This window comes from Cupriavidus sp. PET2-C1 (assembly GCF_054515855.1).
On the sequence record NZ_CM137260.1, the window covers coordinates 561,192 to 573,607 of the forward strand.

Below are 12,416 nucleotides of genomic sequence, written 5' to 3' on the forward strand. Positions count from 1 at the left end.
CAGCGCGTGGCTCCGGGGCCTACGGGGCCGCGGCCAGCCGCTGCCCGTGACAAAGATGGGTGACAAGCAGTGCAAGGCCGAGCAGGCATCCCAGGCACCAGGCAAAGGCGCTGCCGTAGCCATGCGCCGCGCCAGCGCCTTCCAGCCGCGCATAGAACAGGTTACCGACCAGCGCCACGCCGACCGAGTTGCCTGCCTGCTGGACCGTGGCAAGCACGCCCGCGGCCACGCCTGCATGGTGCTGCGCCGTCCCCGCCAGCACGGCGGAGGCCAGCGGCGCCATCACCATGCCGATGCCCGCACCCTCTACCACCAGCAGGATCAGCAGCACCGCCAGCGAGCCGGTGCCTTGCGCCTGCCATGGCAGCAGCGTGTTCGCCAGTTGCAGCCAGTGGCCCGCCGCCAGCAGCATCGCGCCATAGGCGATGGACGAGCGCCCCAGGCGGGCGGCGATGCGCGGCGCGGCCAGTGAGGCGGCAAAGAAGCCCAGCGCCAGCATCGTGAACGCGCCGCCGCCTTGCAGCGGGCTCAGGCCAAGGCCGTCTTGCAGGTAAAGCGCCAGCACGAAGTAGAACGAGGCATTGCCGGCGTAGAAGGCTACCGTCACGGCCAGTCCGCGCGCAAAGCCCGGTGCGGCGAACAGCGCCGGGCTCACCAGCGGCTGTCCGCCGCGCGCATGCTGCCGGCGCTGATGCCAGGCGAACAGGACGAGCAACACGGGCGCCACGGCCAGCGTAAGCAGGGCGGCGGGCGGCCAGCCTTGCTGCCTGCCTTCCACCAGTGGCCACACCAGCGCGCCCAGTGCCGCCGCCAACAACGCCATGCCAGGCACGTCCGGCTTGCTGCCGCCGGTGGGCGGCGACGCGCGCAACACGCGTGGCGCCAGCACCAGCGCAATGACTGCCACGGGCACGTTGATCAGGAAGCAGATGCGCCAGCCCAGCCCGCCCAGGTCGGCCCGGATCAGCGCGCCGCCCACCAGCTGGCCGAGCAGCGCCGCCAGGCCTAGCGTCAGGCCGTACGCGGCGAATGCCCGCGCCCGCGCGGGGCCGGTGTAGGTGAGCGAGAGCATGGCCAGCACCTGCGGCTGGAGCAGCGCGCCCGCCAGGCCCTGCGCCACGCGTGCCGCGACCAGAGCGGGCGCGGACGGGGCAAGCCCGCAAGCGGCGGAGGCGAGCGCGAACAGCAACAGGCCCAGCATGAACATGCGGCGCCGCCCGAGCATGTCGCCCAGCCGCCCGCCGGTGATCAGCCCGGTGGCATTGGCCAGGCCATAGCCCGCCACCACGAACTGCAGCGCGCCGGCGCTGGCGTGCAATTCGCGCTGGATGGCGGGCAGCGCCACATTCACGATAAAGAAATCCATCACCACCATGAAGGTGCCGCTCAGCATCACCAACAGGGCCAGGCGGTCCATGGCGGTCGGGGACGATGCGGCGGCGTGGTGCGGGACGGGCGCGCTCTCGGCGCGGTTCAGGCTCGAGGAGGGCATGGCAGGAGTCCTTGGCAAGGGGCTTAGCCGAGTTCGCGCACGAACGCCAGGATGTCCGCGCCAAGCCGCCGCGCATGCGTGAACGGCAGGCCGTGCGGCGCGCCCGCGTAGACGGTGAGGCGGGCGTTGGGCAGCAGGGCTGCCGTGCGCTCGGCGGTCAGCGCAATCGGGCAGGAGGCATCGTTGTCGCCGTGGACCAGCAGGGCCGGCACCTTGATGGCCGGCAGCTCCGCGCGGAAATCCGCATGGACGCTGGCATGGTTGCAGCCCAGCAGCGCCTGCAGCGAAGTCTGCAGCGCCATGGCGCGCACCCACGCAAGCCGCGGCGCCGAGCACAGGCCGCCGCCGAACGGCGCGAGGTTGTTCTCCACCCAGAGCGGGAAGTCGTCCGCCAGCTCGGCCGCGGCTTGCGCCAGCAGCGCGGGATCGATGCCGTCCGGGTTGTCGTCGCTGCGCGGCACGCACGGCGTGGTGCAGCCCACCAGCACGATGCCGGCGACGTGGCCCGCGCCGTGGCGCGACAGGTAGCGCACGATCTCTCCCGCCGCCATCGAATGGCCGACCAACGTCACGCGCCGCAGGCCGAGCGCGTCGATGACGTCCGCGAGATCGTCGGCCAGCGTATCGAAGTCATAGCCGTGCCCCGGATCGCTGGAGCGGCCATGCCCCCGGCGGTCGTAGGCGATGCAGCGCATGCCTGCGGCATGCAGCGCCTGCATCTGCCCGCTCCAGGCGTCCGATGGCAGCGCCCAACTGGCCGCGAACAGCACCACGTCCGCCGCCGGATTGCCGGTGTGCCAGTCGCGCACGAAGAGCGACACGCCTTCACGGGTCAGCACATGGCCGGGCTGTGTGGCGTGGCGCTCGGCGGGGTTTGATGCGCCGGGATGGCGCAGGGACGGCGCGGAATGTGTCATGGCGGCGGCAGGCATGAGGCGGCTCCGGTGGCGGTTACCTGGCGAGTCCAGGCAAGCTCAGTGTCGGAGCTGGGGGGCTGCGCGCCAATTACGCGAGAGGTAATAGAAACGGCCAGAGAGCCGCCGCCAGCCGTGGCCGTCTATTGTTCGTCTACAACGCATGGAAAGACGATGGCGTCTTGCCATCCTCTCACGTCAATTCAGTCACTGCGGCCTTGGTCGTTAGACGCTTCATTGCTACGATTCCCTGAGAAGCACTCCGGAGATGGACATGCCATGGTTTGTGGTCCTGGCTGGCGCACATTGGCGCCAACTGTCGCCGACGATTTTCAAGACACACGCCCGCGTCGACGACTGGAGCCAGCTGTTTTGTGACGGCGTCGATACAAGCGGTGGAATGACCGAGTTGAGGCACAAAGCATCGATCATCCTCGTGCCGCACTCGGCCGTTCTTGTTGCTGTGCGGCTGGGCGAAGGCAAGGGCGGAATGGGTTTCGTAGCTGACGCCGACGTAGGCGACACTGCCGATCACTGAACCCGTCTGCCAAGTGAGCGCGTATCGGTTCAAACTACGAGCCCCGAGGGGGCAACTATGTCCATCGCGACCTATGGCGGATACACCATCCGAGGCTTTGCAAAGCCCTTGGTGGATGGCTCGTTCGAAGCTTCGGGGGCCGTAGAGAAGGATGGCCAAGTGCTCGAGACCTCCGACCCGCTTGGCTATTACCCGACTTTTGAAGGGGCACTTGCCGAAGGCCTTGCCTGGGCCAGGGAATGGGTTGACGTTCATATCTGAACCTTCCGAAATTCCACCACCCACGCCCATGGGTTCGCCGCCCACGCGCTTGCGCCATCGATCTCGTCCCACGGGTCGCGATACGCCAGAATGCTCGGCTTCCACAGCCCGCCACGAGCAGGCATCCTCCGGAGCAAAAAAAATCCCGCCAGGCACGGAATGCCAGGCGGGGATACGAATTCGCATCGTGCCCAGCGGAGGGCCGCGATGCGAGTTTCAAGGCTAGCAGGGCGCGCGGCTTGGGACTGTCAACAATTGTCACGGTGGCGCTGTTCCGCGTGGTGTTCGCTTGCGGTCTGCCGGGCTGAGCCATCGTGCGGTGGCTGTTCAACTTCATCGAACGCCGGCGCGACAAGGACCTGGCCGAGGTGGCGGGGGAGGTGCGCGACGCGATGACGGGGGCGATCATGGGTGACCGCCGACGGCCGTGCCCGGGGCGCGACAGCACGGCAGGTAAGGGTTCAAAAGGAAACGGGGATTCAAGAAGAAGCCGGCGAGTAGCCGGAGCAGCACAGTCCATCAGCCGACTTCGGGCGGCTTTTTTCCTCGCAGTTTTTTGACGCAGTGTGCGCTTGCGCACCGTGCTGCAGACCCGGGCGCTAGACGATGGAGGCGGGCTGGCTAAAGCGGCTGGCCACGGAAAAAGCCAGGCGCCTGGGAGGGATCAGCCTGGCACTCGGCGAATCCTGTTGATGACCAAGACTAGCGAGCACTTTCACTCTAGATGTCCAGAGTAGATTCGTAAGTGTGGTAGCAAACACATCCGCCTCTACAGGCGGGTTTTTTTACGCCGGCCGCGCGCGGGCGTTTTCTTTTCTGGAGCGTTGGTGGCCACAGGTCGAGCCGGCACTGTTCGAGTCGGGGTCTTGTCGCCGGCGCGCGTAGCCGCGTGGATTGCGCAAGCCAGCCAACCCGCGCAGTTTCTTGTCCTCGTTTTGTGAGTTACCGTCTGCGATGGCTGCCCAGCGCTCGCGGCGTCCCGCTCCGAATGGCTTCCTCGAGCAAATCCGCAAGTGCCCGCGTCCGGTGCTCCGCGATCTGCTGCGCCGTGGCCCGCGCGCCAGGCATCTGCGCATCCGTGAGCGCACCGGCCCCCAACTCGTTCATGGCTTCGCGGCAACGAGCCGGATCGATCTGTGGTTTCGCGTCATCTTGCATGGGATTCGAGGCCTGCGCTTGCTGTTTCAGGCCGGATTGTGCACCCATCTCGCGTGGGGACGATCCCCCCTTATTGGGGTAATCGTGAAGGACTATTGACGGTGGAAAAGCGCCTGTGCCGGCGCCCGGCGATCCACCATCGGGATGATGCGGATGCGTGCCACAGGCCATGCAATGCGCCTGGCGACGTCGTGGCAATGCGCCATGCCTGCCCCGCTTTCCAAGTCCCATTGGGCGAGACGCTTTTCCCGCCCGCACGCAGTGTCTCACCATGGGCGGCAGACATCTGCCCCAACAGCGTGGGGTTTGTGCTTCATCACCCACTTGACTTGGATCAACGTTCGAAGCTAGTGGATGTGATCCTCGCTCCCTGCGGGGCAGTGGCCCGGGATGGCCTCAGCGGCCTGCTTACTGCTCGTGCGGCACAAATCGCCAGCCGCCGGCTTCCAGCGCAAAGGCAAAGCCGGTGACGCGCTGGTCGGGCTTGCCGCCGGTAGAGATCATGGCGGAGCAGCGCACGTTGCCGGTATTGTGGCTCAGGCCGCACTCGTCGAGCTGCTTGACCGTCAGCGATGTGGCCATTGCGGTCAGCTCCGCGACTGTCTCCGCATCCGTCTCGGTCTTCAATTTCCCACGGGCAAACTCGCGCATCGAGGCGGTGGCTTGCTCGGCATCCGGGCCGCTGATGGCGGGTTCTTCACGCCGCACCAGCACCCACGGCTCCGGGTTGCCGCCGAAGGCCAGTGCGCGGTAGCCGTCGCGGCGGCCAGCCTTGACCCCGACGATGCAGACGATCTCGCCGCCGCTGGCGGGCAGGCAGCCCTTGACCGTGTGCGCCTTGATGGAAGCCATGATCCCCGCCACAAGCGGCGAGCGCGCACGCTCGGCCGCAGCCGGGTCAGTCTGCTCCAGCTGCTTCAGGCGCTCGGCCTCCGCTTGCTGGATAGCGGCGGTGACCTGGTCGGGCGTGGGCGCGGGCGGGGCGGTGGCGGCGATGACGCCGGCGCTGGCGGATGCCAGGCAGGCAGCGAGGAATGCAGCTTGGGTAGCGAGACGGGAAAAGCGCATGGAGAGGGAGCAACAGCCGGATAAGAAGGGCGGCCAGTTTAGCACCCAGGCAGGCAATCATGAGCAGCAAGGGCCGCTTTGGTGGGGGGCTCGCTTTCCGCTTTCCGCTTTCCGCTTTCCGTTCCGGGGACCACGCCCGGTGTCCGGTGCCTGTCACCGGCATGAAACAGCCCGCCGGTCGGCGGGCTGGGCGGCCTGGTCAGGCCTTGCAGGGCCCAAGCGCCTTAGCTGGCTTTCTCTTTCTTCTGGTGATGGACAATCCGGTCCCACCAGTAATGGAACGGATGGGCGTGTTCCGGATAGAGCACCGACTTGTGGAAAAAGCCCGCGCGAATGACGAAGGCATAGAGCAGGACGACTGCCCCGAGGAAGAGCATATAGGCGATCATGGCGGTTCCCTTATATGGTGGCCATGATTCATTGTAGGCGTCGCGCGCCTGGCATGCCGGGCGCTGGCGGCTACGTGTTCCTGGCACCCGGCGCGGCTAGCTGGCTAGCTACTTCAGCGGCCAGGCCGTGCCGATCCATGACGGAAACATCGTGAACGGCTGAGCGGATGCCGGAAGCGCCTCTCAGGCGCGGACTGCAGCGCATGCTTGCCAATCGCCGCACCGGGACGGAACCCGCCATGCCACTTATTCAGAGCGATATCCCCGCCCGCCTGGACCGCCTGCCGTGGTCGCGCTGGCACTGGCGGGTGGTGATCGCGCTGGGGGTGGCGTGGGTGCTCGACGGGCTCGAGGTGACGCTGGTGGGATCGCTGGGCGGCGTGCTCGAGCGCCCGGATGGACTGGGCCTCAATGCGGCGCAGGTAGGGTGGTTAGGGTCGCTGTACATAGCTGGCGCGGTGGTGGGCGCGCTGGTGTTCGGCCGCCTTGCGGACCGCCTTGGCCGCAAGGCCTTGTTCCTGGTGACGCTGGCGGTGTACATGGCGGCGACATTGGCCACCGCTTTTTCCACGGGTTTTGTCTTCTTCGCGGTGTGCCGCTTCCTGACGGGCCTTGGCATCGGGGGCGAGTACGCGGCGATCAACTCGGCCATCGATGAACTGATCCCGGCGCGCGTGCGCGGGCGCGTCAGCCTGGCCATCAACGGCAGCTTCTGGTTCGGTGCCGCGCTTGGCGCGGGCCTGAGCCTGGTGCTGCTGGATCCGCGCGTGCTGGGCCCGGCCCTGGGCTGGCGCGCGGCGTTCCTGCTCGGCGCAGTGCTGGCGCTAGCCATCTTGCTGGTGCGCCGGGATGTGCCGGAGAGTCCGCGCTGGCTGCTGACGCATGGGCGTGGCGAGCAAGCCGGGCGCATCGTCGCCGCCATCGAGGCGCAGGTGGTGGCCCAGTACGGCGCGTTGCCGCCGGCCACGGGCACGATCCTGCTTTCCAGGCGCGCGGCGCCTACGCTTGGCGAGGTCGCGCATGTGCTGTTCAAGCGCTACCGGCTGCGCAGCGCGGTCGCCCTGGCGCTGATGGTCTCGCAAGCGTTCTTCTATAACGCGATCTTCTTTACCTATGCGCTGGTGCTCACGCGCTTTCACGGCGTGCCCGACAACCGCGTGGGGCTGTATATCTTCCCCTTTGCGCTGGGCAACGTGCTGGGGCCGCTGCTGCTGGGGCCACTGTTCGACCACGCCGGGCGGCGCCGCATGATCGGCCTTACCTATGTGCTGTCCGGTGTTGGACTGGCCTTGACCGGGTGGGCGTTCGAGCAGGGCTGGCTTGACGCGCGCAGCCAGGCGCTGTGCTGGTCGGCGGTGTTTTTCCTGGCCTCCGCGGCGGCCAGTTCCGCTTACCTGACGGTGAGCGAGGTCTTTCCCATCGAGACGCGCGCCCTCGCCATTTCCGTGTTTTACGCCGTGGGGACGGGCGCGGGGGGCTTTATCGGGCCGCTGCTGTTCGGCGCGCTGATCGAGAGCGGCAGCCGCGCCGCGGTGGCTGCTGGCTATGGCATCGGCGCGGTGCTGGTGATCGTCGCGGGCTTGTTTGCCCTGCGCTATGCGGTCAATGCGGAAAAACGTCCGCTGGAAGAGATTGCGCCGCCGCTGTCGTCGCGCGATTAGCCCGCTTTGCGTGCCACACCTGCGCTGCCGCAGCCTGGCCCGATGTGTTGCCGCAAGCGCGGCTGCTGTGATTGCCGAGCCAGGGCCGGCGTGCCGGCAACACGGGCGCGGTCTGGTTTCCCTCAGACCGGATCTTTCCTGCGGAACGCGGCCTGCGCGGTGGCGATCAAGCGGCCCTGGCTGTCGGTGACCTCGGCGTTGGAGAAAAACACCCGGCGGCCACCGCCCACGCGCCGGCCAACCACCAGCAACGGCTCCACTCGCGCGGACGAGACATAGTTGACGTTCAGCGAGATGGTGGTGGCGGCGCGGCGCGTGCCATGCTCGGGAAACAGGCCGGCGTAGCCGCCCGCCGCGTCCAGCAGCGTGGCCAGGATGCCGCCTTGCACGACGCCCGTGTTGTTGAGGTGCGCAGCCTGCGGCATCAGCGACATGCGCACCAGGTCCGGCTGCCACTCCACGATGGTGAGATTCAGCGATTCGAGAAAGGGATTCTCCAGCGCGTAAGGCTGGCTTGCGGGGGCGTTGTCAGGCATGGCGAGCGAGGGACTGTGCCAGTGAGTTGGAATGGCCGTCATGATAGCCGCTGGCGGCCCGCGGCTATCCGGACGGTTTCGTCGTCGCGCTCTCCGACGGGACGGGTGAGAAGTGCTTGCTGCGCGCCTGATCCTGGTCGCGGGCCCCAGAGATGGCTAGGCGGGCATCGCGCCCATCATCAGCAGCCCGCATCCGCCCAGCATCCCTGCCCAGCGGGCGGCGCGTACCGCGATGGCCGGCGCGTAGCTGAGCAGCAGCACCAGCACGAGCGCGCCGAGCGTCAGCGTACCGATCCACGAGACGCTGCCCATCGGCCAGCCTTGCTGCTGCACGCAAGCCGCCAGGGCAAGGGCCAGCTCGGCCCAGCCCAGTCCCTGCAGGCGCAAGCGCGCGGCGGGCGAAGGCACGGCGCCGCGGCCGTGGCGATCGGCATAGTGGCGGTCCAGCGTCTGGCTGAGCGCGGTGAAACCGCTATAGGTGAAGGCCAGCGCGGTGAAGAAACCCAAGCTTGCGCTCATGCGGCTCCCTTCGCATCGCTGGACGGCATACCGGTGTCTTTGGCCGGCACCGGGCGCCGCGCCGGCACGCGCGCCTTGGCGCGCCGCCCCAGGATATGCGCTGCCGCGCCCAGCGCAATGCCCAGCGCCAGCACCGTCAGGTCGAACCCCGCCACGGCAGCAGGCCCCTCGCCTTGCAGCAGCGTCGCGCCCAGGTGGGTCTGCGTGGTGAAGGCGTTGAGCACGGGAATGGCAGCGAGCATCAGCGCGCCGGCCCACAGCTGCGCGCGCCACATGCCGCGCGTCGGCCGCACCTGCGCCAGCACGGCTGCCGTGCCCCAGGCGATGAAGAAGGCATGGATCTCCGCGTCGGGGCGGTGCGGCATGCCCACGGGCAGCAAGCGGTTGGCCCAGAAGTACGCAGCAAACGCGATCGGCAGGCCGGCAATAGCGCCGAGGTTGAGCGCGTCCACCAGCCGCAGGCCGAAGCTCGGGCGCGCGCCGGCCGCCAGTGCCTTGGCCTGGCCCTGGCGCGTCTTTACGCCCCACAGCAGCGCGCCGGTGGCCACCATGACGCAACCTGCCAGCCCGCTCACGAAGAACAACGCGCGCAGCAAGGGCCCGGCGAAATGCGCCTCGTGCAGGCCCACCATCACGCCGCGCGTCTGGTTGGCCGCGGCGGGCGCGTCTCCAGTGGCCGCGACCAGCGCGCCGGTGACGCCGTTAAAGCGCATCGACGGCGCATTGGCGGACAGCGAGCCTTCGGTGCCGCGCGACACCGTGATGGTGGCGTTGGCATCGCCGGGCAGCATGATGGCGACGCGGCCGGGCTGCGCGCCATCCCAATGGCGCATGGCTTGTTCCACCAGCGGGGCGACCGGCGTCAGCGGGGCCGCCCGCCCACTTGGCTTGCCTTGCGGCGCGCGGCCGAAGGCCTCGTTGTTGAAAGCCTGCTGGTTGCCCTGGTACGCGGTCTGGATGCCCCACGGCATGTACATGAACATCAGCGTGACCAGCCCGGTGTAGGTGATCATCAGGTGGAAGGGCAGCGCCAGCACGGCGGTGGCATTGTGCGCATCGAGCCAGGAGCGCTGGCCCTTGCGCGGCCGGAAGGTGAAGAAGTCCTGGAAGATGCGCCGGTGCGTGATGATGCCGCTGAGAATGGCCACCAGCATGAACATCGCGCAAAAGCCGATGATCCAGCGCGCCCAGATCGCCTGCATGAAGTACAGGTCGAAGTGCAGGCGGTAGAGGAACTCGCCACCGCGCGTGTCGCGCACGGTTTGCAGGAAGGCGCCGGTGGCGGGATCCAGCGTGCGGCTCTCGAAGCGGCCGCGGCCGCCTCCGATGCCTGAGGCCGGCGCGCCGGGCAGGCGCATCCACAGCACGTTTACCGCGGGGTTGCGTGCATCCGGCAGGTTGATGAACCAGCGGGGCGAGTCCGCGGCGTTGCGCTGCAGGTAGGCTACCGCACGGCTGGCGGCTTCGGCGCTGGACACTGGCGTGGCGGCCGAGCGGTGCAGCTCGGGCTTCATCCACAGCGTGATCTCGTCCTTGAAGTAGCTGGCAGTGCCGGCGCAGAACACCAGCAGCAGCACCCAGCACACCAGCAGCCCGGACCAGCTATGCAGCCAGGCCATCGATTGACGCAGCCCGGCCCTCATGACGCGCCCCGCAAGGCAGCCAGCATGACGCCGAGCACCGCGGCAGGCACCGCCACGCCGGCCCAGGCGCGCCACGCGCTGCCGGCGGCGAACACCCACAGCACCGCGCACGCGTAAAGCGAGAACGACAGCAGCGTGGCGGTCATCACTGCCTCGTCCGGCGGCATGGGCATCACCACGGCCAGCAGCCCGGTGGCCACGGCCGCGAGTACATAGCCGCCCCCGATGGCGGCCACCACGCGCGAGGCAACGCCAAGGCGATAGCGGCCGGTCTGGCTCAACCCCATGACAAGCGCTCCCTTACTTGTTGGGCGCGGCTGCCGGCACCGCGGGTACCGCGGCCAGGCCATCGCCCTGCGTCAGCGACAGGGTGGTGACGTAGCTGGCGATGTCGTACGGCTTGCCATTGCGCTCGCCGGCGGTCTTGTCGACGTGGTGCACTTCCAGCACGTAGGTGCCTTGCCACGGCTGCGCCAGGCGCACGATGCCTTGCTCGTCGGTGCGCAGCTCGCGGCCCCAGCCGGACTGCACGGCCACGCCCACTTTGGCCTTGGGCAGCGGGCGGCCGGCATAGACCACCTGGTACTCGCCGGCGCGGCCGGTCGGCACGATGTCCAGCGTGAGCCTGGGCGCTACTGCGTTGGTGGCGCCAGTGCCCAGCAAGCGAGCCGCTGGCGTCCAGGCGGTGCGGATCACCTTGTCGCCGTCCTTGCGCTCCAGCACCGGATAGGCCGTGTCCTGCGCAACGATGGTCTCGCCCGCGCCTGCGCGACCCGAGAGCACGAAGCCGTTGGTGGTCTTGTCGGCCTTGAGGGGTTGCTCACCCTTGGCCGTTACCAGCACGGCGGTGGGCTGCACGAACCGGTCCAGCAGTCCCGGCGAAACTTCGCGCAGGTTCTCGTTGAATTCGCCAAAATACAGTTGGGCGGCCGCTGGCGTTTGCTCTAGCCAGACCTGGTGGGCCTGAGCGGTGCCGCTCAGTGCGGCGCCGCAAAGCAGGGCCGAGGTGATGAGGCGATTCATGGGTGATGCATCCTTTCAAGACGGGGGCCTGGTAGTGCCGTGTCGCGCACAGGCCGTTGGCTGGGACGGCCGGCAAATCGTGGCCGCGGAGTCGCATATGATAATCGTTCTCATTTATCTTGTGTGGATTTTGCGTGATGGCGGAGCGTGGGGGCAGGCCATGAACGCAGGCCGGCCGACGCCCCCCGGAGGCGGATTTGCGGTCATCGAGGGGGTGCGGGAGAGGGGTCTTTGGCCCGGCTTTTGCGTCCGGATGCAAGGCTCGGCGGGGGCCGGTCCCGCGCTCGGCTATCATGTGCGATCTTCAGGATCTCCAGTGTGCGGCCAGCGCCGCATCCGCGACCGTTTCCCCGCCCCTTCTACCTGCATTTATTGTGTCTTTTGCCATGCCTTCTTCTGATCCCGCCGACGTCAAGAAAGTCGCCGCCATTGTCTGGATCCGCGTCCAGATGGAGCGGCTCGGCATCTCCATGGATGAATTGGAGGCGGCAGGTTGTTTTGACTGGGAGGCGGCGCCCGCCAGGGCACCGGCCGAGGAACCCATCGTCGAGGAAAGTGAAATGGATGTAGATGTAGCCCAGGCGCTGTTGCCCGCAGGACCGATCACGGCACCGCCCGCGCTGTTGCCTGCCGGGCCAATCACCGCACCGCCGGTAGTAGCTCCTGCGCCATTGCGCAAGGCCGCAGCGCGCAAACGCGTTCCTGCCCCTGTCAGGCAATCAGCGCCGCCTGCTGTGCCGGTCGCAACTCTGGAAGCCGCGCCTGTCGTAGTTGCGGCGGCAGTTGCCGACGCTGTGCCCGCGGAAAAGCCGGCCGCCGTAGTGGTTGCCGAGCCGGCGGCAACCCCGGCCGCCGCTCCTGCGCCTGCACGGGTGACCATGTCCGTGCCCGCGCAGAAAGCGGGAGCCGTGAAACCAGCGGCACCAGCAGCGGCGCCAGCCGCGGCGCCGGCACAGGCAGCCGAGGCCGCCGCCGCGCCGGCAGCGCCTGCGCCAGCACTGCCGCAGGCGAGCGCCCCCGCACGCCGCTACCGCAATGCGGAGGGACAGGTCTGGGATGGCGTGGGCCCCATGCCCGCATGGCTGCTGCGTGCAGTCAACGCGGGCCAGTCGGTGGAGCATTTCCGGGTGAATTGAAGGCAGCGGCCGATGGCCGCTGTCCTGGTCGCTGTCCTGGCCGCTGCCGGCGAGGCAGCGATGGCGCTGCGCTGCCGT

Annotated in this window: 13 protein-coding genes; 4 read left to right on the top strand and 9 right to left on the bottom strand. The window is 68.2% G+C overall.

What is annotated here, in order from left to right; genetic code table 11:
• Positions 1-19 precede the first annotated feature (19 nt).
• Entirely contained in the window at positions 20-1,492 is a 1,473-nt protein-coding gene (locus tag ACX12D_RS22505; RefSeq protein WP_459375700.1) for an MFS transporter, read from the bottom strand.
• A 23-nt stretch (positions 1,493-1,515) separates the two neighbouring features.
• Positions 1,516-2,424, bottom strand: a complete 909-nt coding sequence (locus ACX12D_RS22510) for an alpha/beta fold hydrolase (RefSeq protein WP_459375701.1) — start codon at positions 2,422-2,424, stop codon at positions 1,516-1,518.
• A 256-nt stretch (positions 2,425-2,680) separates the two neighbouring features.
• Between ACX12D_RS22510 and ACX12D_RS22515 the strand changes: the two genes are divergently transcribed.
• Positions 2,681-2,944 carry a hypothetical protein gene (locus tag ACX12D_RS22515; protein ID WP_459375702.1) on the top strand — a complete coding sequence of 88 codons (264 nt, stop codon included), beginning with the start codon at positions 2,681-2,683 and terminating at the stop codon, positions 2,942-2,944.
• A gap of 57 nt (positions 2,945-3,001) precedes the next feature.
• On the top strand, positions 3,002-3,205 hold the full coding sequence (locus ACX12D_RS22520) for a hypothetical protein (RefSeq protein WP_441638500.1): 204 nt from the start codon (positions 3,002-3,004) through the stop codon (positions 3,203-3,205).
• 1,566 nt (positions 3,206-4,771) lie between these two features.
• Here the strand turns inward: ACX12D_RS22520 and ACX12D_RS22525 are convergent.
• A complete protein-coding gene (locus tag ACX12D_RS22525) occupies positions 4,772-5,431 on the bottom strand; it encodes a hypothetical protein (RefSeq protein WP_459375703.1) in 660 nt (219 codons plus the stop codon).
• Positions 5,432-5,655: 224 nt separating this feature from the next.
• Positions 5,656-5,820, bottom strand: a complete 165-nt coding sequence (locus ACX12D_RS22530; protein ID WP_253931542.1) for a hypothetical protein — start codon at positions 5,818-5,820, stop codon at positions 5,656-5,658.
• Between the two features lie 239 nt (positions 5,821-6,059).
• On the opposite strand from ACX12D_RS22530, the gene ACX12D_RS22535 reads away from it, so the two are divergent.
• Positions 6,060-7,481, top strand: a complete 1,422-nt coding sequence (locus ACX12D_RS22535) for an MFS transporter (RefSeq protein WP_459375704.1) — start codon at positions 6,060-6,062, stop codon at positions 7,479-7,481.
• 122 nt (positions 7,482-7,603) lie between these two features.
• Here the strand turns inward: ACX12D_RS22535 and ACX12D_RS22540 are convergent, their stop codons facing one another.
• The 5 genes from ACX12D_RS22540 to ACX12D_RS22560 form a co-directional block, all read right to left on the bottom strand.
• Positions 7,604-8,017: a PaaI family thioesterase gene (locus ACX12D_RS22540; RefSeq protein ID WP_459375705.1), complete on the bottom strand. Its 414-nt coding sequence runs from the start codon at positions 8,015-8,017 to the stop codon at positions 7,604-7,606.
• Positions 8,018-8,173: 156 nt separating this feature from the next.
• Positions 8,174-8,536 (bottom strand): DUF3325 domain-containing protein, encoded by a 363-nt coding sequence (locus ACX12D_RS22545; protein WP_459375706.1) that lies wholly within the window; start codon positions 8,534-8,536, stop codon positions 8,174-8,176.
• On the bottom strand, positions 8,533-10,179 hold the full coding sequence (locus tag ACX12D_RS22550) for a PepSY-associated TM helix domain-containing protein (protein WP_459375707.1): 1,647 nt from the start codon (positions 10,177-10,179) through the stop codon (positions 8,533-8,535). Before ACX12D_RS22550 ends, ACX12D_RS22545 begins: the two co-directional genes overlap by 4 nt.
• Positions 10,176-10,466, bottom strand: coding sequence for a DUF3649 domain-containing protein (locus ACX12D_RS22555; protein ID WP_459375708.1), 291 nt, complete (start codon positions 10,464-10,466; stop codon positions 10,176-10,178). The genes ACX12D_RS22550 and ACX12D_RS22555 overlap by 4 nt, the downstream gene beginning before the upstream one ends.
• A 13-nt stretch (positions 10,467-10,479) precedes the next feature.
• Complete coding sequence (locus ACX12D_RS22560) at positions 10,480-11,202, bottom strand: cobalt ABC transporter substrate-binding protein (protein ID WP_459375709.1); 723 nt, start codon at positions 11,200-11,202, stop codon at positions 10,480-10,482.
• A 386-nt stretch (positions 11,203-11,588) separates the two neighbouring features.
• Here ACX12D_RS22560 and ACX12D_RS22565 point away from each other — a divergent pair, with 386 nt between their 5' ends.
• On the top strand, positions 11,589-12,338 hold the full coding sequence (locus tag ACX12D_RS22565; RefSeq protein WP_459375710.1) for an H-NS family nucleoid-associated regulatory protein: 750 nt from the start codon (positions 11,589-11,591) through the stop codon (positions 12,336-12,338).
• Positions 12,339-12,416: the final 78 nt, after the last annotated feature.